Below are 20,748 nucleotides of genomic sequence, written 5' to 3'. Positions count from 1 at the left end.
ACGCCGTCGCCGAGGCTTGCCCCGCGCGCGCCGACGGCGTAGGAGAAAGACATGAGCTTCAGCGACGACGCCCTTGCCCTGCGCGACGACCTGGTCGGCCTGCGCCGCGACCTGCACCGCGACCCCGAGGTCGGCCTGGACCTTCCCCGCACCCAGCGGCGCATCCTGGAGGCGTTGGAGGGCCTCGACCTGGAGATCACCCTGGGCCGCGGCTGCACCTCGGTGACCGCCGTGCTGCGCGGCGGGCACCCGGGGCCTGCGGTGCTGCTGCGCGGCGACATGGATGCGCTCCCCGTCGTGGAGGAGACCGGGCTCGACTACGCCTCGACCAATGGTGCGATGCACGCCTGTGGCCACGACCTGCACGTCGCCGGGCTGGTCGGCGCCGCCCGCCTGCTCGCGGCGCACCGCGACGAGTTGCCCGGATCGGTGGTGTTCATGTTCCAGCCGGGTGAGGAGGGCTACGGCGGCGCGAAGATCATGGTCGAGGAGGGTGTGCTCGACGCGGCCGGCGAGCGGGTCGTCGCGGCCTACGGGGTGCATGTCGCCACCGGCGCCCACGGCCGGTTCGAGACCAAGCCCGGCGTGCTGATGGCCGGCTCCAACAACCTCGACGTCACCGTGCACGGCCGCGGCGGGCATGGCTCACAGCCGCACACCTCGGTCGATCCGGTGCCCGCCCTGCTGGAGATCGGCACCGCGCTGCAGGCGATGGTGACCCGCCGGTTCTCGGTATTCGACCCGGTGGTGCTCACCATCACGCGCCTCAAGGCGGGGCAGGCCTACAACGTGATCCCGGCACAGGCCTGTCTCGGGGCGACGGTGCGCACGCTGTCGCACGCATCGGTGGAGGCGATGATCGCCGAGACCAAGCGTCTCGCCGACGGCATCGCGGCCGCGCACGGCTGCACCGCCGAGGCCGAGTTCCGGGTGATCTACCCGGTCACCGTCAACGATGACGCCGAGGCCGCCTTCGCCGCCGAGGTCGCCGCCGAACTGTTCGGTGACGAGCGCTTCGAGGCCTGGACGGATCCGCTGATGGGATCGGAAGACTTCAGCTTCGTGCTCGAACAGGTGCCGGGAGCCTTCGTGTTCCTCGGCTGCACCCCGCCTGAGCGGGATTGGCAGACCGAACCCTGGAACCATTCCGCCCTGGTGCTGCACGACGACGCGGTGCTGCCCGACCAGGCCGCCTTCCTCGCCGAACTCGCCTGGAGGCGCCTGCACCGCGGCTGAACCCGGCCGCCGCCCCGCGCTCGGTGCGCCCCCCGCGCGCACCCGGCTCGTGGGTGAGCTACGCCGGGTCGAGGACCTTCTTCCAGCCCGACGGATACGACACGGGCACGTACCCGATCGCCTCGTTGATGTCGAGCATCGGCCGGTTCTCCTCCGCATTGAAGGTGACCGCGTGCGATGAACTGGGCATCAACCGCATCCAGGCCAGCAGCCCGGTGCACTTGACCAGCATGCCGAGCCGGTGGCCGCGGTGCTCGCGCAGCACCAGCGTGTCCTCCTGGTGGGTCACCTGGGAGTGGTCGGGGCCGATCACCAGTTCGTTGAAGGCGCACAGCCTGCCGGACGCCTCGTGCTGCGCGGCGGTGACCAGCACGGTCTGACCGCCACCGAGGTAGCGGGCCTCCATCCGGGCCAGCCGGGCCGCATCCCAGATCTCTTCGTCCCACTCGAACTCGCCGGCCGGGCTGTCGGTCGACATCCGCGATTTCATCCAGGCGTAGCCCTCGACGAACTCCGACGGAGTGGGCAGCTGCCACTGCACCACCCGGTAGCCGGACGCCGCCGCTACGGCCTCGGCGTGCAGCCGCTCGACGCGCGGGCGCGCGGTGGTCAGGTCGAGCCGGGAGAACCGTTCGACCTGCGCCAGCGTGTACCCGTGGCGCAGGAAGAACCGCGCCGCGCGATCGCTCCTGGGTACCGACCCGAACCCGGTCGGCGCCGCCAAGCGCTCACCGGGGGACTCGGGATGATCGGCCCACGACTGCAGCACCGTGCGCCCGTGTTCGAGCGCGGACGCCTCGACATGCGGATAGGCCGCGCCACCGATGCCGCGCCTCCACGCTGCGGGCAGCAACTCGATGGTCCATTCGAAGTTGTTCGAGCCGTTCTCCAGCGGAACCGCGATCAGCATCCGGCCGACGAGCTCGCCGTCCAGCAGGATCGACCAGGATTCGCGATGCCAGTGCGGGTCGGGCCGGAAGTACTCCAGCAGCGCCGCCGGAGTGTAGGCGTGGTCGTCGTGCCCGGTGATCTCGCGCGCGATCCGGTTGCGGACGTCGGTGAACGCGAGGAAGTCGCCCGCATCCGCGTCGTCGATCGACGCGGGCACCACCAGCGGCCGGAACACGACGTGCCCGCCGTCGGCGAGCCGGATGTCCTCGATGTGCATGACGCCCCCTTCCCGTGGGCCAGTGAGAGCTGATCCACGCTATGCCCGCCACGCCCGCCCGGCAACGGGGACGCCTCCTCCCCGGCCGGTGAGGGGCCGCGTCACGGCGACGAGGGCCAGGTCCGCCAGGCGAACCGGGCGGCAGCCGCCCGAGCCGTGGTGAACGGGCCGGCCGCAGGAAACGGAACGTCCGGGGTTACGCGCCTGGTGACGCGTAACCCCGGACGGCCGGTGATCGGTTCCGACTAGCGCAGCGCGTCGATGATCGCGTTCAGCGTCGCCGAGGGACGCATCACCGCGGACGCCTTCTCCGCGACCGGGCGGTAGTAGCCGCCCAGGTCGGCCGGCGAACCCTGCACCGCGATCAGCTCGGCAGAGATCGTGTCCGCGTTGGCGCGCAGCTGCTCGGCGATCGGCGCGAACGTCGCCGCCAACTCCGGATCGGTGGTCTGCTTGGCCAGTTCCTCGGCCCAGAACACCGCCAGCCACGCGTGCGAGCCGCGGTTGTCGATCTGGCCGACCCGGCGGGCCGGCGACTTGTTCTCGTTCAGCAGGGTGCCGGTGGCGGCGTCCAGCGCGGTGCCGAGGACGGCCGCCCGCTCGTTGCCGGAGGTGCGCGCCAGGTGCGCGAGGCTCTCGGCCAGGGCCAGGAACTCGCCGAGCGAATCCCAGCGCAGGTAGTTCTCCGCCTGCAGCTGCTGCACGTGCTTGGGCGCCGAGCCGCCGGCGCCGGTCTCGAACAGGCCGCCGCCGTTCATCAGCGGCACCACCGACAGCATCTTGGCCGAGGTGCCCACCTCGAGGATCGGGAACAGGTCGGTGTTGTAGTCGCGCAGCACATTGCCGGTCACCGAGATGGTGTCCAAGCCCTGGCGGATGCGCTCCACCGACTTCTTGGTCGCCTCGACCGGCGACATGATCTCGATCGACAGCCCCTCGGTGTCGTGGTCGGCCAGGTACTTCTCGACCAGCCCGGTCAGGTTGCGGTCGTGGGCGCGGGCCGGGTCGAGCCAGAAGATCGCCGGCGTGCCGGACACCCGGGCGCGGGTGACGGCCAGCTTGACCCAGTCACGGATCGGGGCGTCCTTGGTCTGGCAGGCGCGCCAGACGTCGCCGGGGGCGACGTCGTGCTCCATCAGCACCTCACCGGACGCGGTGACCACCTGCACCTTGCCCGCGGTGGTGATCTCGAAGGTCTTGTTGTGCGAGCCGTACTCCTCGGCCGCCTGGGCCATCAGGCCGACGTTCGGCACCGAACCCATGGTGACCGGGTCGTAGGCGCCGTGGGCCTTGCAGTCGTCGATCACGGCCTGGTAGACGCCGGCGTAGGACGAATCGGGGATGACGGCGAGGGTGTCGGCCTCGCGGCCGTCGGGGCCCCACATCTTGCCGCCGATGCGGATCATCGCCGGCATCGAGGCGTCCACGATCACGTCGGAGGGCACGTGCAGGTTGGTGATGCCCTTGTCGGAGTTCACCATCGCCAGCGCCGGTCCGTCGGCGATCTCGGCGTCGATGGACGCCTTGATCTCGGCACCGTTGGGCAGCGCGTCGAGGCCGGCGAGGATCGCGCCCAGGCCGTTGTTCGCCGACAGACCCGCCGCGGCCAGGTCGTCGCCGTACTGCGCGAAGGTCTTCGGCAGGAACGCCGACACCACATGGCCGAACAGGATCGGGTCGGAGACCTTCATCATGGTGGCCTTCAGGTGCACCGAGAACAGCACGCCCAGTTCCTTCGCGCGGGCGACCTGCTCGGTGAGGAAGGCGTCCAGGGCGGCGGCGCGCATCACGGTGCCGTCGACGACCTCGCCGGCCAGCACCTTCAAGCCGTCCTTGAGCACGGTGACGTCACCCTCATGATCGACGAGCTGGATGCGCAGCGTGTCGTCCTCGGGCAGGATCACCGACAACTCGTTGGAGCGGAAATCGTCGCGGCCCATCGTGGCGACCTCGGTCTTCGAGTCGGCCGACCAGGTGCCCATCGAGTGCGGGTGCTGGCGGGCGTAGTTCTTCACCGCCAGCGGCGCGCGCCGGTCGGAGTTGCCCTCGCGCAGCACCGGGTTGACCGCCGAGCCCTTGATGGCGTCGTAACGCGCCGTGGCGTCCGCGTCGGCGTCGGCATAGGACGGCAGGCCGAAGCCGAGCGCGTTCAGTTCGGCGATGGCGGCCTCCAGCTGCGGCACGGACGCCGAGATGTTGGGCAGCTTGATGATGTTCGCCTCGGGCGTCTTCGCGAGCTGGCCCAGCTCGGACAGCGCGTCGGCGACCCGCTGCTCCTCGGGCAGCCGGTCGGCGAACGCGGCCAGGATGCGGCCGGCCAGCGAGATGTCGCGGGTTTCGACGTCGACGCCCGCGCTCGCGGTGAAGGCTTCGACGATCGGAAGGAACGAGTAGGTGGCGAAGAGCGGGGCTTCGTCGGTGAGCGTGTAAATGATCTTGGCCATCGCGCGCAGGTCTTCCTTGAGCTAGTCCGACTGGGTGTCCTCACAGTAGCGGACCCAGGGTTGCCGCCGTCGCGGTCGTGGTCATTGACCTGATGCGAGACGACGGCCGTCGTCGTCCTGTGCAGCCCACCCGGGTGGCAGGGTCGTCCTCCGGATACCTCCGCGCGAGCCCGGCGAGCGTGCCAAACTGGGCAGATGTCACCCCATCGCCTTCTTCCTCGTGGCCGCCCGGAGGCAGTCGGGGTGGACGCGCGCGGGGTGAGCGCCTTCCTCGATCAGCTGGCGCGCCGGCACATCGAACTGCACACGATGATGCTGGTGAGGCACGGACGGGTGTGCGCCGAGGGTGCCTGGTATCCGCACCGGCTCGATCACGCGCCGCTGCTGTATTCGCTGTCGAAGACGTTCGTCTCGGCCGCGGCCGGGATCGTGGTCGCCGACGGCGCCTTCGGCTACGACGACCGTCTCGTCGATCTGTTCGCCGATGTGGTCGAGGACGCCGGGCCGGTCGCGTCCCGGATCCGGGTGCGCGACTGCCTCGCGATGGCCACCGGCCACACCACCGACGTGTGGCCCGGCGACAAGCTGGCGGCGATGCCGGGCCGCAAACCGTGGCGTGCCTGGCTGGCCACCGAGCCGCCCGGCGAGCCGGGCGTGACGTTCTGCTACAACCAGATCGCCACCTGGACGCTGGCCGAGATCGTGCGGCACGCCACCGGTATGACGGTGCTGGAGTTGCTCCGCGAGCGCGTGTTCGGCCCGCTCGGCATCGGTCACGCCAGCTGGGACACCGATCAGCGCGGCCGGATCCTGGGCTGTTCGGGGCTGCATCTGGCTCCCGAGTCGATCGCCGCCTTCTTCCAGTTGCTGCTCGATGAGGGCGTCCATGACGGCGAGCAGCTGCTGCCGGCCGAGTGGATCACCCGCTACCGGCAGCGCCAGGTGGAGACGGCACCGGTCAAGACCGATCCCGACTGGGCGCAGGGCTACGGCTGGCAGGTGTGGCTCGACCGGCACGGCGGGCACCGCGGTGACGGGGCGCTCGGCCAGTTCGGTCTGCTGATGCCCGCCCACGACGCGCTGCTGGTCACCACGGCGCGCACCGACTCGATGCAGGGCGTCCTGGAGGCGGCGTGGGACCACCTACTGCCCGCGTTCGACGCCCCGGCGTCCGCGGCCGACACCGACGCCCTGACCGCCCGGCTGGGGCGCGCCTCGCTGCGCACCGTCGGCGGCGAGCGGGGCGGGTTCGTCCACCTGTCCTTCGAGAACCGGCGCAACCGCTGGCGGCTGATCGATGCCCCCGAGGGCTGGACGCTGCGCTGGATCGACGCCTTCGGCGGCGACAACACCCTCACGGTCGGGCACAAGTCGTGGGAGATCGGCGCGATGCGCTGGGGCAAGCGGACGCTGCGCGTGGCGGCGTCCGGCGCGTGGGTGGAATGGGGGCACTGGGTCGGTCACATGGTCGCCCTGGACGCCCCGCACGCGCTGCTGGTACGGCTGCGCGACGACGGCTCCGGCAAGATCGAATGGGTCGGCGAGAAGCCGCTCGGCACCGGCACCTGGCCGAGCCTGGCCGTCGAGCGCTGACGCCGGCCGCGCCCCCGGAGCGTCCGGGAACGCGGCCGCCGGCCTCAGGCCCGGGCGTCCTGCGGCACGAACGCGCGCCGGCGGTGGCCGGTGTAGATCTGCTTGGGACGCATGATCTTCTGCTCGGGATCGGTGACCCCCTCCAGCCACTGCGCGCACCAGCCGGCCGTGCGCGGCACGGCGAACAGCACGGTGAACATCTCCGGCGGGAAGCGCAGCGCCTCGTAGATGAGGCCGGAATAGAAGTCGACGTTGGGGTAGAGGCGCCGGGTGGCGAAGTACTCGTCCTCGAGCGCGACCTTCTCCAGTTCGACCGCGATCTGCAGCAGCGGGTTCACCCCGGTCACCTCGAACACCTCGTCGCAGGCCTTCTTGATGATCTTCGCGCGCGGGTCGTAGTTCTTGTAGACCCGGTGCCCGAAGCCCATCAGCCGCGCGTTGCCGGCCTTGACACCCTCGATGAACTCGCCGACCCGGTCGGCCGAGCCGATCTCGCGCAGCATCTTCAGCACCGCCTCGTTCGCGCCGCCGTGAGCGGGACCGAACAGGGCGCCCACCCCCGCCCCGGCCGAGGTGTAGACGTCGTTGCCCGCGGACGCGACCGCCCGCACCGCGTTCGTCGAACAGTTCTGCTCGTGGTCGGCGTGCAGCACGAACAGCACCTCCATCGCGTGCGACACCCGCGGGTCGGGCCGGTAGACGCGCTGCTGGCTCTGGAACAGCATGGCCAGGAAGTTGTCGACGTAGCCGAGTTCGTCGTTGGGGTAGACGTAGTGGCGCCCGATCGACTGCCGGTAGGACCAGGCCGCGATGGTGGGCATCTTGGCGATGAGCCGGACGATGTTCATTCGCCGGGCCTCGGGATCGTCGATCCGGCGCGCGCTGGGGTAGAAGGTCTGCATGGACGCCACGCCCGACATCAGCTTGCCCATCGGGTGGGCGTCGTAGCGGAAGGACTGGATGATGCCGCGCACGTTCTCGTGCACGAACCGGTGGGTGTTGATCTCCTTCTCCCAGGCCGCCAGCTGCTCGGTGGTGGGCAGTTCGCCGTACAGCAGCAGGTAGGCGACCTCCAGGTGGCTGGCGTTGCCGGCCAGCTGTTCGATCGGGTAGCCCCGGTATTCGAGGACGCCGGCGTCGCCGTCGATGTAGGTGATGGCGCTGCGACACGACGCGGTGTTCATCAGTCCGGGGTCGTAGGTGGCCAGCGGGCCTGCCGAGGTGGGGACCGCCTTGAGGTCGGTGGCCTTGATGGTGCCGTCGGTGATCGGCAGGTCGAGGGTGACCTGCTCGGTGCTGATCTTCAATGCCTCTGCCATGGTCGGAGACTAGGGACGCCTCGGCGGAGGTACCGGGCGGCTCAGTCCGCGAACCGGGGTTGACGAGGGTGGGGTAGGGATGCTCAGAGTGCGGCGTCCGGACGCGTCGAGGCACGCTCGATCAGCACCGGCGGCACGATGATGTGCGCCTCGGCCGGGCCACCGAGGCCGAGGGCGGCCAGCATCTGCCGGGCCAGCGCGGCCCCGATCTGCTCGAAGGGCACGTGCATGGTGGACAGCCCGACGATGTCGGACATCTCGTGCCCGTCGTAGCCGATCAGCGCCACATCGCGCCCGGGGGTGAGGCCGCGCTCGCGGAGCGCCTGGACGGCCCCGTAGGCCATCTCGTCGGAGAACGCGAACACGCCGGTCGGCGGCTCGGGCCGGTCGAGGAGTTCCAGCATCGCCCGGTGCCCGCCGCGCATGATGAAGCCGCCGGGGCGGCGCCGTTCCTCGGGCAGCGGCAGGCCGAGCCGCTCCAGGACGTCCTCGACGCCCTGGCGGCGCTGGTATTCCAGCACCGACGGGTTGTCCCATTCGCGTCCGTAGATCACCCCGATCCGCCGGTGCCCGCGGTCGGCCAGCAGTTGCGTGGCGGACGCCGCACCGCCCCGGTCGTCGGTCTCGACGCCGGCCACCCCCGGCGCCTGCGGGCCGAACATCACCGTCGGCAGCGGCAGCTTGAGGATCTCGGCCAGGTCGGGGCTTTCGGCACTCAGCGACAGCACGATGAAGCCGTCGACGCGGCGGGCCAGGCGCTTGTGCGGGGGGACGGGGTGCGGGTCGCTCGGGTCGCCGGTGCAGTGCAGCATCAGGTCGACGCGTTCGGCGCGCAGCTCGTGTTCGACGCCGGCGAGCATCCGCTGGAAGGCGAGCCGGTTGACGAAGGGAGTGATCACGCCGACGCATCCGGTCCGCCCGGTCGACAGCGCGGCGGCGGCGTGGGAGCCGACGTAGCCGAGCCGGTCGGCGGCGTCCAGCACCTGCGCGCGGATGTCCTCGCCGACGGTGGGGAAGCCGCGCAGCGCGCGGGACACCGTCGCGGTGGACACACCGGCGAGTCGGGCCACATCCCGCACCGTGACGCTCACAAGGCCTCCTTCAGCACCACGGACACTACACCGACGAAGTGTGAAAACGGTTGCTCAACGCGTGGGGATGAGAGGGCGCTACTGAAGGCGTCCCTTTTCGGGTGGATTCCCGAGAATGAGAAACCGATTACTTGACAAGCGGTCGTCCCGGGTGCACGCTGGCCGGGTCACCGCAGGGTGTCCTCGGCATCGGGGCCGCGGTCCTGATCCGGGCATCGCAAGAACTCAGAGGAGAGTGCCGTGCGTATCAACCGACGCGTGGTGGCGGCCGGTGCCGCGACCAGCATGTTCGCCCTTGCCCTCGCCGGATGCTCCGGCGCTCCGGCAGCCCCCAGCGGCTCCGCCGCGGCCGAGGGTGTGGGCCCGATTACCTTCGCCTCCGGCAAGGACCTCACCGGGGCGATGCCCCAGCTGATCGAGGTGTGGAACAAGGCCCACCCCGACCAGCAGGTCACCTTCCTGGAGCTGTCCGCCTCGCCGGACGACCAGCGGAACTCGTTCATCCAGGACTTCCAGGCCAAGAGCGGCAAGTACGACGTCGTCTGGATGGACGTCGTGTGGACCAGCGAATTCGCCGCCCGCGGCTGGATCGAGGCGATGGACGAGGCCAAGGTCGGCGGCCCCGCCGTCCTGCCCGCCGCCAAGGCGACCGCGATGTACGACGGCAAGATGTACGGCGCCCCGTTCATGACGAACGCCGGCCTGCTGTTCTACCGCTCCGACCTGGTCCCGACCCCGCCGAAGACGTGGGCCGAGCTGAACGAGGCGTGCAAGGTCGCCACGGCCAACAATATGGACTGCTACGCGGGCCAGTTCGCCCAGTACGAGGGCCTCACCGTCAACGTCGCCGAGGCGATCACCTCGGCCGGCGGCTCCTTCCTCAGCGAGGACGGCAAGACGGTCACCGTCGACAGCCCCGAGGCGCGCGAGGGCCTCGGCCACCTCGTCGAGATGTTCAAGTCGGGCCAGATCAACGAGGCGGCGATCACCTACAAGGAGCAGGAGAGCGCCAACGCGTTCCTGGAGGGCAAGGCGCTGTTCCTGCGCAACTGGCCCTACGTCTACTCGCTGGCCGGCGCCGATGACTCGGCGATCAAGGGCAAGTTCGGCGTCGCGCAGATCCCGGGCAAGAGCGACTACGCGACCTCGTCGCTGGGTGGCATCAACTTGGCCGTGTCGTCCTACTCCAAGAACAAGGCCACCGCGAAGGCCTGGGCCGAATGGATGCAGAGCGAGGAGGCGCAGAAGGTGCTGGTCAGCGTGATGAACCAGGCGTCCGTGCTCACCGACCTGTACACCGATGCCGACCTGGTCAAGGTGTCGCCGTACCTGCCCACCCTGCAGAAGTCCGAACTGACCGCCGTCCCGCGCCCGCGGACGCCCAACTACAACGCGGTCAGCCTCGCCATCCAGAAGAACGGCTACGCCGCGCTTCAGGGCAAGGTGAGCGTCGATGAGGCGATCACCGCGATGGCCGCCGACCTGCAGCAGGCCATCAAGTAGCCATGGCCAAGCCCGAGAATGACAACCGCACCGCCTTCTGGCTGGTGATTCCGTCGATCGTCGTGCTGACGGTCGTCATCGGCTATCCAGTCGCCTCCAGCCTCGTCCGCTCCTTCTTCGGCGACGGCATCGGCGAGGTGCCCTTCGTCGGCTTCGACAACTACGCCAGCGCCCTGTGGGGCACCGGCGCCAAGGAGTTCTGGGGCGCGACGGGGTTCACCTACGGCATGGGCGCGATCACCATCGTGCTGGAAACCCTTCTCGGGCTGGGCATGGCCCTCATCATGAACCGGGCGTTCCGGGGGCGAGGACTGCTGCGCGCCAGCGTCCTCGTCCCCTGGGCGATCCCGACCGCCGTCGCGGCCGTGCTGTGGAAGTGGGCCTTCGACCCGGCCGGCATCGTCAACGCGCTGATCGGCCAGCAGATCGTGTGGACCGGCTCCGAGCTGCCCTCCTTCGTCGCCATCGTCATCGCCGACACCTGGAAGACGGCGCCGTTCATCGCGCTGCTCATCCTGGCCGGCCTGCAGGTGATCCCCGAAGAGGTCTACGAGGCGGCCAAGATCGACGGGGCCGGCGCCTGGCGGCGATTCACGAACGTGACGCTGCCGCTGGTCGCGCCCGCGCTGGGTGTGGCCGTGCTGTTCCGGCTGCTGGACGCCTTGCGGATGTACGACCTGCCGGCGATCCTGACCAACGGCGCCAACGGGACGACCACGCTGTCGATCCTGGTGGTGCAGTCGACGCTGAGCCAGCTCAAGCCGGGCTACGGCGGTGCGCTGGCCACCTTGACCTTTCTGTTCATCTTCCTGACCGCGTACCTGTTCGTCCGTCTCCTCGGGGTGAACGCGGTCGACACCGGTGCCGAGCGTCCCCGGCCCGCGCGCCGAGGCCGGAAGGAGGGCGTCCGATGACACCGCTGACCCGCCGCCGCCTCGGCGATGCCGGCCTGTACCTGGGCATCGCCGCGATCATCCTCTTCTGCGTGGCGCCCTTCTACTGGATGGTCGTCTCCAGCCTGAAGGACCCGAAGGCGATCTTCGACAACTCCCTGGTTCCGCGCGCGCCGACGCTGATGAACTACGAGGCCGTCTTCGGGGCGCAGAACACCTTCGTGTTCGCGCTGCGCAACAGCCTGATCATCGCCGGCACCGTCACCGTCGTGGCGCTGGTGTTCGGCGTGTTCGCGGCCTACGCGATCGCGCGGCTCGACTTCCGCGGCAAGAACGTGGTGCTCGGGCTGTTCCTGGCCACGTCGATGTTCCCCGGCGTGGCGATCCTGACGCCGCTGTTCCAGCTGTTCGCGAACCTGGGCTGGATCGACACCTATCAGGCGATGATCATCCCCGACATCAGCTTCTCGCTGCCGCTGGGGGTATGGATCCTGACCAGCTTTTTCCGGGCGATGCCGTGGGAGTTGGAACAGGCCGCCCGCGTGGACGGCTGCACCCGCGGGCAGGCCTTCCGGCAGGTGATCCTGCCGCTGGCCGTGCCGGGGGTGTTCACCACCGCGATCCTGGTGTTCATCTCGGCCTGGAACGAGTTCATGATCGCCAACTCGATGTCGGTCACCCCGGCCTCCCAGCCGGTCACGGTCGCCATCGCGCAGTTCTCGGGCATCTCCCAGTACGAAACCCCCTACGGTACGCAGTTGGCGGCCGGTGTCATCGTCACCGTCCCGCTCATCGTGCTCGTCCTCATCTTCCAACGCCGGATCATCTCCGGCCTGACCGCCGGAGGCGTCAAGTGAATCCCCTACGCGTGCTGTTCATCGGAGGCAGCGGCATCATCAGCACGGCCTGCGTCGCGCAGGCGCTCGCCTGCGGCCACGAGGTGCACGTCCTCAACCGGGGGGCGTCCACGCTGCGCCCGGTGCCCGAGGGTGTCGTCGTGCACCGGGCGGACGTCCGGGACGCCGCCTCGGTCGCCGCGGCCGTGGGCGACCTCAGCTTCGATGTGGTCTGCCAGTTCCTCGGGTTCGTGCCCGAACAGGTGCTGGCCGATGTGGCGTTCTTCGCCGGACGCACCGAGCAGTACGTCTACATCAGCTCGGCGTCGGCCTACCAGACCCCGCCGACCCGGCTGCCGGTCACCGAGTCGACGCCCTTGCGCAACCCGTACTGGCAGTACTCGCGCGACAAGATCGCCTGCGAGGACGCGCTGGTCGCCGAATACCGGCGCTCGGGGTTCCCGGTCACCATCGTCCGCCCGTCGCACACCTACGACCCGACCATGGTGCCCTTCGACGGCGGCTGGACCGTCGTCGACCGGATGCGCCGCGGCCTGGAGGTCGTCGTGCCCGGCGACGGCACCTCGCTGTGGACCATCACCCACCACACCGACTTCGCCCGCGGCTTCGTGGGCCTGCTCGGACGCCGCGAGGCGATCGGCGAGGCCTTCCACATCATGGGGGACGAGGCGCCCACCTGGAACGCGATCTACACCCTGATCGGCCACGCCGCCGGTGTTGAGCCGCGCCTGGTGCACGTGCCCTCGGACGCCGTCGCCGCCGTCGATCCGGAATGGGGCTCGGCACTGCTCGGCGACAAGGCGAATTCGATGGTGTTCGACACGACCAAGCTGCGGTCGTTGGTGCCCGATTTCGGCGCGCGGGTGCCCTTCGAGCAGGGTGCGCGCGAGATCATCGCCTGGCACGACGCCCACCCCGAAGCCCAAGCGGTCGACCCGCACTACGACCGGTTGATGGACCTGCTCGTGGACGCCTACCGTCCCCGCGACCTGCGGACCGCCCGATGATGCCGGCTGCGTGGGCTCCTCGCGATCGGGGGATGGTGCGATGAGGTACGGAACGCTGGGCCGCTCGGGACTGGTGGTTTCGCGGCTCGCGCTGGGCACGATGACCTTCGGCGCGGAGACCGGCGAGGCGGAGGCGTCCGTCATGCTGGGGGCGTACCTCGACGCGGGCGGCACCGTGATCGAGACCGCCGATGTCTATGCGGGTGGGCGCTCCGAAGAGATCGTCGGACGCTGGCTCGGACGCCTCGATGCGTCGTCGCGAGGGGAGGTGATCCTGGCCGGCAAGGGGAGATTCCCGGTCGGGGTGACCCCGCGGGACGCCGGCTTGTCGCGGCGGCACCTGCGCCGCGCGCTCGAGGCGACGCTGCGCCGGCTCGGCGTGGAGCATCTCGACCTGTACCAGGTGCATTCCTGGGATCCGCTCACCCCCTGGGAGGAGACCCTCGGGTTCTTGGAGGACGCCGTCCGCGGCGGCCTGGTGTCCTATGTGGGACTGTCGAACTTCACTGGATGGCAGATCGCGATGGCCGCCGCCGCGGCGCGCGGACGGGTGCCGCTGGTGTCGATGCAGCCGCAGTACAACCTGCTGGCCCGCGAGGTCGAGTGGGAGATCCTGCCCGCCTGCCGGGCGTCCGGTCTCGGCGTGCTGCCGTGGTCGCCGCTCGGTGGCGGCTGGCTGACCGGCAAGTACCGCCGCGACGTCGCGCCCACCGGAGCGACCCGGTTGGGGGAGGACCCGGAGCGCGGCGTGGAGGCGTACGGTCTGCGTGGCCGCGAGGAGCGCACCTGGCGAGTGCTGGCCGCCGTTGAGGGCATCGCCGCTCGCCGCGGAGTGCCGTGGTCGCAGGTGGCCCTGGCCTGGTTGGACGCCCGTGACGGCGTCGCATCGACGATCATCGGCGCCCGGACCCCGGCGCAGCTCGCCGAGAACCTCGCCAGCGCCGACCTGAGGCTCACCCCCGAGGAGATCACCATGCTGGACGCCGCCAGCGACCCCGAACCCTCGCCCTGGCCCTACGGCGCCGCAGGCATCGAGCAGCGCAGCCGTCCCCTGTCCTGAACCTGCGAGGAGGGCTGCTCAGCGGACCGCCGGGGTTTGCTGCTCGAACCGCAGACGCCAGGTGTCACCTTGGCGCACCCAGATCGAACTGCGCAGGGTGACCGCGGAGCGCGAACGCGCCCGCCAGCGCAGCAGCACCACCCAGGGGGCCAACTCGTCGACACCCTCGACCTCGACGGTGACCGGATCCTCCAGCGGGGCCAGCGAAGCCAGGGTGCGGCCCTTGCCGGAGGCGCGCCCGCGGGCATCGTGCTCCATGAACCGGGGGTGCAGCAGGGCGTCGGCCTCGGCGCGGTCACCGCGGACGGCGTCCGATACCCAGGCGCGCTGCAGGGCGATGACGGGGTGTTCGTCCGTGGGCGGCTCCGGATCGGGGGAGGCCTCGAACAGGTCGGGCTCGTGGGTGGGCGTGCGCGGGATCGCGACCTCGTCGCGCGGGCGCGGCGCATCGGGCGAGAAGCCGGGGCCGGCATCGACCGCGGTGCCCTGCTGATAGGCGGTCGCGGCGGCGCGGGCGCGGGTGTCGGCGGCCTCGTTGAGGTCGTGGCCGGCGTGCCCCTTGACCCACTCGAAGGTGACCCGGCGTCCGGCCAACTCGCGATCAAGCTCGGCGAGAAGGTCGACGTTCAGCACCGGCTTGCCGTCGGCCTTCTTCCAGCCCTTGCGCTTCCAGCCCGGCATCCACTTGGTCAGGGCGTTGATCACGTACTGGCTGTCGCACAGCACCAGCAGGTCGTCGCCGGCGTCCTTGGTCTGCCGGAGCAGATCGAGCACCGCCATCAGTTCGGCCTTGTTGTTGGTGGCGTGCTTCCAGCCTCCGGCCGCCCAGCGGTCCCCGTCCACGAACCAGGCCCACCCCGCGGGGCCGGGGTTGGACAGCGACGATCCGTCAGCGGCAGCAACAATCACCGGGCCATTGTGCCGGACGCCAGGACGCCCCGGTTCCGGCGCCTCCGCCGGTGTTGCCGCCGTCGTGAGAGCAAATCACTTCACTCGATTCGCGGCCCGCGCCGAAAACATCAGTGGGACTGATGTTCTGGAGGGCCGCCAGAAATCGAGCGAAGTGATCTGTCCTCCGGTCGGCCGTGAGCACGGGGCACAACGTACTGCTCAATCCGCCGGAGCCGGCCAGAACATCAGTGGGACTGAAGATGTCGCGCATTGAGCAGCACGATCTGGTCAGCCGGCCGCCGTCATCCCACGGGTGGAGGGGGTCGTCCCGGGGGAGGAGCGCCGAGCCGGGACCGCGGGAGGTTCCCCGATGAGGGCGCGCACCGAAAGGCTGGGTGCCCCGACCAGAACCGAGGAGCCTCCCCATGCCCATCGCCCCACCGGCCCCCGCGCCACTCGCCACGGCGGTTCGCGCCGTCAACCTCACCAAGGTGTACGGCGACGGACCGACCGCCGTGCGGGCGCTCGACGGCGTCACGCTCGACATCCGCTCGGCGGAGTTCACCGCGATCATGGGACCCTCGGGTTCGGGCAAGTCGACGCTGCTGCACCTGCTCGCCGCCCTCGACACCCCCACCTCGGGGCAGGCGTGGGTGGGCGATGCCGAGCTGACCTCGCTCGATGACGCCGGCCTGACCAAGATCCGCCGCGACCGGGTCGGCTTCGTCTTCCAGTCCTTCAACCTGGTGCCCACCCTCACCGCCGCCGAGAACATCGCTCTGCCGCAGCGCCTCGCGGGCCGGCGTCCGGACGCCGCCTGGCAGGCCGAGGTGGTGGAGAGCCTCGGGCTGTCCGACCGGCTCGGCCACCGGCCCGCGGAGCTGTCCGGCGGGCAGCAGCAGCGGGTCGCCGTCGCGCGGGCGCTGGTGATGCGGCCCACGGTCATCTTCGCCGACGAGCCGACCGGGGCGCTGGACTCGGTTGCCGGCGCCGACGTGCTCGGCCTGCTGCGCCGGGCGGTCACCGATCTGGGCCAGACGGTGGTCATGGTCACCCACAACGCGGACGCCGCCGCCTCCTGCGACCGGATCATCCGGCTCGCCGATGGCCGGATCGTCTCCGACGAGCGGGGCTGAGCATGCTGCGCGAACCTCGCCGCCTGGTGGCGTCCGCCCTCGCCATCGCGCTGGGCGTCGCCTTCACCTGCGCCACCCTGCTGCTGGGCAGTTCCCTGGAACGCGGCTACGCCGACCGGGTGGCCGGCTGGCTCGGCGGCGCCGATGTCATCATCACCCCGTCCGCAGCTTTGCCCGCGGACGCCGTGCCCCAGATCGCGGCCGTCCCGGGGGTCACCGCGGTGGATCCCCGGGTCGACCACTGGGTCATGTTCACCGGTGGCGCCTATTCCCATGTGCGGACCCAGCCCGCGCTCACCGAATCGACGCGCCTGGTCAGTGGCCGGCTCGCCACCGCCCCGGGTGAGATCGTGATCAACCAGGCCCTCGCCCACGCGGGCCCGTTCGACATCGGTTCGACGCTCACGCCGGAGACCATGCCCGGCGCGGACGGCGCGGACGGCGCGGACGGCGCGGACGGCGCGGACGGCGCGGACGGCGCGGACGGCGGATCGGAACCCGCATCTCCCGCCGAGACGTTCACGGTGGTCGGCATTCTGGAGCCCGGCTACGACGCCAGCGACAGCCCCGACTTCCCCGAGGCGTACGCGCCGGGCGAGCACCTGCTCGCGGTGTCCGGCGGCTACGACGTGGTGCTGGTGCGCGGTGCGGTCGCCGATGGCTGGGACGCCGTGCCTGCGCTGCGGGCCGAGGGCACCTTGATCGAGAGTGCCGCGGACTACACCACTCGGCAGGTCTATGAATTCACCCAGGGCACCCGCGCCATCACCTCGCTCCTGCTGGCCTTCAGCGTGATCGCGTTCACGGTGACGGCGTTGGTCATCGCCAACACGTTCGGGATTCTGGTCGCCCAGCGGACGCGGGCGCTCGCGTTGCTGCGCTGCGTCGGCGCCTCGCGCCGTCAGGTGTTCGGCCAGGTCGTGCGCGAGGCGGCGCTGACCGCGGCGGTCGCCGGTGTCGCCGGTGTGGCGCTCGGCATCGGCCTGGTCGCGGCGCTGCCGAAGCTCGCGCCCGGGATCGCCGACTACTCGGTGGTCGCCCCGACCCCGGTCGGACTGATCGTTCCCTGGGCCGCGGGCGTCGTCGTCGCCACCGCCGCGGCGCTCGTTCCGGCCCGGGCAGCCACCCGGGTCGCCCCGCTCGCCGCCCTGCGCCCGACGCCGATGGCGGCCTCGGGCGGGACCAGGATGAGCCGCGCCCGGCTGATCTGTGGCCTGGTGTTCACCGGAGGTGGCGCGGGGATGTTGATCGCAGGCCTGCGGTTGTCCGATCAGGTCGCGCTGCTGGTGGGCCTGGCCGGCGGCGTGGCGAGCTTCCTCGGCGTCCTGCTGCTGGGGCCGGTCGTGGTGCCGGCGCTGACCCGGTGGGCGGCGCGCCCGTGGCGGACCACCATCGTGGGCCGGCTGGCCGTCGACAACACGGGCCGGAACCCGCACCGCTCCGCCGCGACCGCCGGAGCGCTGCTGATCGGCACCACGCTGGTCACCCTGGTGCTGGTCGGCGCGGCGACGGCGCAGACGACCGTCACCGCGACGATCGACCGGCGCTACCCGGCCGACATCCTCGTCCATGGGCAGGTGACCGCCGCCGACCGCGATGCCGCCGCCGCGGTGCCGGGGGTGAGCGCGGCGGTGCTGTCCTCGGCCGTGGACGTCGAACTGGAAGGCCGTAGCGGGTGGGAGTCGGCGATGAGCCTCACCCCGGCCGATGTGGCCGCGCTCGGCTGGCAGCAGGCGGGAGCCGGGCTGACCGACGACACGATCGTGCTGCCCCGCTCCGCCGGGTACCCCGACGGCGACCGGATCAAGGTCACCGGCCGAGCGGGCACCGTGACGCTCACCGTCTCGTCGATTCCGCAGGCCGGTCTGGTGGCGGTCACCCCGGCCACCGTCGCGAAGCTGACCGACCAGCCCGGGCACCTGCTGTTCGTCAAGCTGGCCCCCGGCGCCGACCCGAACGTGGCCCTGGGACAGGTGCGCCAGGCGCTGCCCGGGGACGGCCTGTTCCTGTCGTCGGCCGCCGAGGTGCGGGCCAGCATCAACGATTCGGTGACGATGGCGCTGCAGGCGGTGCTGGGCTTGCTCGCGGTGTCGGTGGTCATCTCGTGGGTGGGCATCGGCAACACCCTCGGGCTTTCGGTCCTGGAGCGCACCCGCGAGACGGCGCTGTTGCGCGCTCTCGGCCTGGAACGGCGCCAGGTGCGGCGCTTGCTCGGTTTCGAGGCGCTGCTGCTCGGCGGCGTCGCTGCAGGCCTGGGGGTCCTGCTCGGTATCGGCTACGGGCTCGCGGGGGTTTCGGTCCTGCTCGGTGGGCGCACCCCGCTGACGATCGACATCCCCTGGTGGCAGGTGGGCCTGGTGGCGGCGATCACGCTGGCGTCCGCGTGGCTGGCCTCGGTGGTTCCGGCCCGCCGGGCCGCCCGGGTCGCGCCGGCCGCGGCGTTGGCTCAGGAGTAGCAGGGGAAAACGTACTGCTCAACCGGCGCGGGGCTTCAGGAACATCAGTGGGACTGAAGCCCCCGCGGGTTGAGCAGTACGTTGTGTCGCGCCGGTGCGGGCCATCACGGCTGGGGGCGCACCAGCCCCGCGTCGTAGGCGAGCACGACGAGCTGGACGCGGTCGCGCGCGTTCAACTTGGCCAGCAGGTGGCTGACATGGGTTTTCACGGTGGCCTCCGCGAGCCACAGCTGCTGGGCGATCTCGGAGTTGGTCCGCCCCTGGGCGATCGCGGTGAGCACCTCGGTCTCGCGCTCGGTGAGCACGCGCAACTTCTCCTTGGCCTGCTCGCCGGCGGGCCCGGACGCCGGCAGCGTCGGCATGAACCGCTCCAGCAGGCGGCGGGTCGCGGTCGGCGCCACGACCGCCTCGCCGCTGTGCACGGCGCGGATGCCGGCGAGCAGTTCGGCCGGGCCGGCGTCCTTGAGCAGAAAACCGGACGCCCCGGCCTGCAGCCCCGCGTACACATACTCGTCGAGGTCGAAGGTGGTCAGGATCAGCACCTTCGCCGTCGAGCCGGACGCCGCGATCTTCCGGGTCGCCTCGATGCCGTCCATCACCGGCATCCGGATGTCCATCAGCACCACATCGCACCCACCGGGCGCCGCGGCGGCACGGACGGCGTCCGCACCGGTGCCGACTTCGGCGACCACGGTCATGTCGGCCTGGGCGTCGAGCACCATCCGGAAGCCGAGCCGGACGAGTTCCTGGTCGTCGGCGAGGACGAGCCTGATCGGTGAGGTCACGAGATGCTCCTGGTGAGGTGGTGGGCGGTGGGTGAACAGTGGATGCGGTGCCCGGGCGTTCGTCGCGGCGAGAGGTGCCGCGTGACGGCGAAAGGGCCGGGCGGGGTCACAGCACCCCCGCTTGCGGGGTGGGCAGGTGGGCGGTGACGACGAAGCCGCCGTCGGGGTGGTCGTGGGCGCTCAGCGTTCCGCCGAGCGCGGTGACCCGCTCGTTCATACCGATCAGGCCGTGTCCGCGTCCATCGCTGGGCTGGGTGCCGCGGCCGGTGTCGCGCACGGTGACCGACAGCAGGTCGGGGGAATGATGCAGGTGCACCAGGACGGCGGCATCGTCGCCGGCATGCTTCACGGCGTTGGTCAGCGCCTCCTGGACGACGCGGTAGGCCGCCAGTTCGAGCGTCGGGCTGAGATGACGGCGCAGGGTGACGTCGCCGGTCACCCGCATCCGCACGTCGCGCCCGGCCGTCGAGAGGCCTTGCACGAGCGCGAAGATGTCGCCGAGGCCCGCGTTGGGGGCCATCTCGGTGGGCTGGTCCGAGCGCAGGACGCCGACCAGCCGCCGCGTCTCGGAGAGCGCCTCGTGCGCGGTGGTCCGGATCGTGGTGAGGGCCCGCTCGGCGGTGGCGAGGCGTTGCTCCAGCGGCCCTTCGGCGGACGCCGCGTAGGCGCCGCCGTCGGCCTGCACCACGATGACCGCCAGGCTGTGGGCGACGATGTCGTGCATCTCGCGGGCGAGGTTCTGGCGTTCCTGGGTGGCGGCCAGCTGCGCCGCCTGCGCGTACTGCACCTGGTGGGACTGGGCGACGTCCGCCGTGGCGACCTTCGCCTCGCCACGGGCGCCGACGTAGGCTCCGGCGGCCCAAGAGGTGGCGACCAGCAGGGCCATTCCCACCATCCCGACCAGGACGCTCACTGGCTCGCTGGTCGTGCGCCAGTCGAGCACGGCGATCACGGCCGCGGCCAGGCCGAACACCAGCCACCAGACCCGCCAGCGGCGGCGTCCGTACGCGGCGACGGTGAACAGGGCCAGCGGGACGGTGACATTGCCGGGGGTGGGCACATGGACGAGCGCCAGTTGCAGCAGGTGGGCCGGGATCAGGGCGAGTGCGCTCAGGTCGGGGTCGGCACGGCGCCACAGCACGGGCAGCACGTACAGGGCGCCCCACACCACGCCGGTCAGCGGGGCGACGCCGAACGGGTACCCGGCGAACAGTCCGCCGAAGAACACCAGCAGCGCGACGCCCAGGGCCAGAACGACGTCCTCCAGACGCGGCGCGGGCGGGCGCCAGGATGCACGGGTCACCCCGCC

At 71.0% G+C, this 20,748-nt stretch carries 16 protein-coding genes; 9 read left to right on the top strand and 7 right to left on the bottom strand.

Annotated elements, in window-relative coordinates; genetic code table 11:
- The first annotated feature begins 51 nt into the window (after positions 1 to 51).
- Positions 52 to 1,236, top strand: a complete 1,185-nt coding sequence (locus QM708_RS05225) for a M20 metallopeptidase family protein (protein ID WP_415105056.1) — start codon at positions 52 to 54, stop codon at positions 1,234 to 1,236.
- Positions 1,237 to 1,294: 58 nt separating this feature from the next.
- Here the strand turns inward: QM708_RS05225 and QM708_RS05220 are convergent, their stop codons facing one another.
- Complete coding sequence (locus tag QM708_RS05220; RefSeq protein WP_415105054.1) at positions 1,295 to 2,404, bottom strand: GNAT family N-acetyltransferase; 1,110 nt, start codon at positions 2,402 to 2,404, stop codon at positions 1,295 to 1,297.
- Between the two features lie 245 nt (positions 2,405 to 2,649).
- Positions 2,650 to 4,857: an NADP-dependent isocitrate dehydrogenase gene (locus QM708_RS05215; RefSeq protein WP_415111289.1), complete on the bottom strand. Its 2,208-nt coding sequence runs from the start codon at positions 4,855 to 4,857 to the stop codon at positions 2,650 to 2,652.
- A 186-nt stretch (positions 4,858 to 5,043) separates the two neighbouring features.
- Between QM708_RS05215 and QM708_RS05210 the strand changes: the two genes are divergently transcribed.
- Entirely contained in the window at positions 5,044 to 6,441 is a 1,398-nt protein-coding gene (locus tag QM708_RS05210; protein WP_415105052.1) for a serine hydrolase domain-containing protein, read from the top strand.
- A 44-nt stretch (positions 6,442 to 6,485) separates the two neighbouring features.
- Here the strand turns inward: QM708_RS05210 and QM708_RS05205 are convergent, their stop codons facing one another.
- Complete coding sequence (locus QM708_RS05205) at positions 6,486 to 7,760, bottom strand: citrate synthase (RefSeq protein ID WP_415105050.1); 1,275 nt, start codon at positions 7,758 to 7,760, stop codon at positions 6,486 to 6,488.
- A gap of 83 nt (positions 7,761 to 7,843) precedes the next feature.
- Positions 7,844 to 8,851: a LacI family DNA-binding transcriptional regulator gene (locus QM708_RS05200; RefSeq protein ID WP_415105048.1), complete on the bottom strand. Its 1,008-nt coding sequence runs from the start codon at positions 8,849 to 8,851 to the stop codon at positions 7,844 to 7,846.
- 240 nt (positions 8,852 to 9,091) lie between these two features.
- On the opposite strand from QM708_RS05200, the gene QM708_RS05195 reads away from it, so the two are divergent.
- The 5 genes from QM708_RS05195 to QM708_RS05175 are packed head-to-tail and all read left to right on the top strand — an operon-like array spanning position 9,092 to position 14,171.
- Positions 9,092 to 10,354, top strand: coding sequence for an ABC transporter substrate-binding protein (locus QM708_RS05195; RefSeq protein WP_415105046.1), 1,263 nt, complete (start codon positions 9,092 to 9,094; stop codon positions 10,352 to 10,354).
- A 2-nt stretch (positions 10,355 to 10,356) separates the two neighbouring features.
- Positions 10,357 to 11,268: a carbohydrate ABC transporter permease gene (locus QM708_RS05190; RefSeq protein WP_415105044.1), complete on the top strand. Its 912-nt coding sequence runs from the start codon at positions 10,357 to 10,359 to the stop codon at positions 11,266 to 11,268.
- Positions 11,265 to 12,104 (top strand): carbohydrate ABC transporter permease, encoded by an 840-nt coding sequence (locus QM708_RS05185; protein ID WP_415105042.1) that lies wholly within the window; start codon positions 11,265 to 11,267, stop codon positions 12,102 to 12,104. The genes QM708_RS05190 and QM708_RS05185 overlap by 4 nt, the downstream gene beginning before the upstream one ends.
- Positions 12,101 to 13,111, top strand: a complete 1,011-nt coding sequence (locus tag QM708_RS05180) for an SDR family oxidoreductase (RefSeq protein ID WP_415105040.1) — start codon at positions 12,101 to 12,103, stop codon at positions 13,109 to 13,111. The genes QM708_RS05185 and QM708_RS05180 overlap by 4 nt, the downstream gene beginning before the upstream one ends.
- Positions 13,112 to 13,151: 40 nt before the next feature.
- On the top strand, positions 13,152 to 14,171 hold the full coding sequence (locus QM708_RS05175; protein WP_415105038.1) for an aldo/keto reductase: 1,020 nt from the start codon (positions 13,152 to 13,154) through the stop codon (positions 14,169 to 14,171).
- A gap of 18 nt (positions 14,172 to 14,189) precedes the next feature.
- On the opposite strand, the gene QM708_RS05170 is transcribed toward QM708_RS05175, so the two are convergent.
- A complete protein-coding gene (locus QM708_RS05170) occupies positions 14,190 to 15,080 on the bottom strand; it encodes an RNase H family protein (protein ID WP_415105036.1) in 891 nt (296 codons plus the stop codon).
- Between the two features lie 407 nt (positions 15,081 to 15,487).
- On the opposite strand from QM708_RS05170, the gene QM708_RS05165 reads away from it, so the two are divergent.
- Positions 15,488 to 16,198 carry an ABC transporter ATP-binding protein gene (locus QM708_RS05165; RefSeq protein ID WP_415105034.1) on the top strand — a complete coding sequence of 237 codons (711 nt, stop codon included), beginning with the start codon at positions 15,488 to 15,490 and terminating at the stop codon, positions 16,196 to 16,198.
- 2 nt (positions 16,199 to 16,200) lie between these two features.
- On the top strand, positions 16,201 to 18,654 hold the full coding sequence (locus QM708_RS05160; RefSeq protein WP_415105032.1) for an FtsX-like permease family protein: 2,454 nt from the start codon (positions 16,201 to 16,203) through the stop codon (positions 18,652 to 18,654).
- A 104-nt stretch (positions 18,655 to 18,758) separates the two neighbouring features.
- Here QM708_RS05160 and QM708_RS05155 read toward each other — a convergent pair whose 3' ends face one another.
- Positions 18,759 to 19,439, bottom strand: coding sequence for a response regulator (locus QM708_RS05155; RefSeq protein ID WP_415105030.1), 681 nt, complete (start codon positions 19,437 to 19,439; stop codon positions 18,759 to 18,761).
- Between the two features lie 106 nt (positions 19,440 to 19,545).
- A complete protein-coding gene (locus tag QM708_RS05150; protein ID WP_415105028.1) occupies positions 19,546 to 20,742 on the bottom strand; it encodes a histidine kinase in 1,197 nt (398 codons plus the stop codon).
- Positions 20,743 to 20,748 lie beyond the last annotated feature (6 nt).

It is taken from the genome of Propioniciclava sp. (assembly GCF_047602245.1).
Classification (GTDB): Bacteria; Actinomycetota; Actinomycetes; order Propionibacteriales; family Propionibacteriaceae; genus Propioniciclava.
This window is presented reverse-complemented; position numbering and strand designations above follow the sequence as displayed.

What these genes read in the sequence shown, in the direction of transcription:
- QM708_RS05165 (WP_415105034.1), top strand. Translation starts at nt 15,488, where the DNA reads ATGCCCATCGCCCCACCGGCCCCCGCGCCACTCGCCACGGCGGTTCGC.
- QM708_RS05225 (WP_415105056.1), top strand. Translation starts at nt 52, where the DNA reads ATGAGCTTCAGCGACGACGCCCTTGCCCTGCGCGACGACCTGGTCGGC.
- QM708_RS05220 (WP_415105054.1), bottom strand. Translation starts at nt 2,404, where the DNA reads ATGCACATCGAGGACATCCGGCTCGCCGACGGCGGGCACGTCGTGTTC.
- QM708_RS05205 (WP_415105050.1), bottom strand. Translation starts at nt 7,760, where the DNA reads ATGGCAGAGGCATTGAAGATCAGCACCGAGCAGGTCACCCTCGACCTG.
- QM708_RS05190 (WP_415105044.1), top strand. Translation starts at nt 10,357, where the DNA reads ATGGCCAAGCCCGAGAATGACAACCGCACCGCCTTCTGGCTGGTGATT.
- QM708_RS05185 (WP_415105042.1), top strand. Translation starts at nt 11,265, where the DNA reads ATGACACCGCTGACCCGCCGCCGCCTCGGCGATGCCGGCCTGTACCTG.
- QM708_RS05210 (WP_415105052.1), top strand. Translation starts at nt 5,044, where the DNA reads ATGTCACCCCATCGCCTTCTTCCTCGTGGCCGCCCGGAGGCAGTCGGG.
- QM708_RS05160 (WP_415105032.1), top strand. Translation starts at nt 16,201, where the DNA reads ATGCTGCGCGAACCTCGCCGCCTGGTGGCGTCCGCCCTCGCCATCGCG.
- QM708_RS05175 (WP_415105038.1), top strand. Translation starts at nt 13,152, where the DNA reads ATGAGGTACGGAACGCTGGGCCGCTCGGGACTGGTGGTTTCGCGGCTC.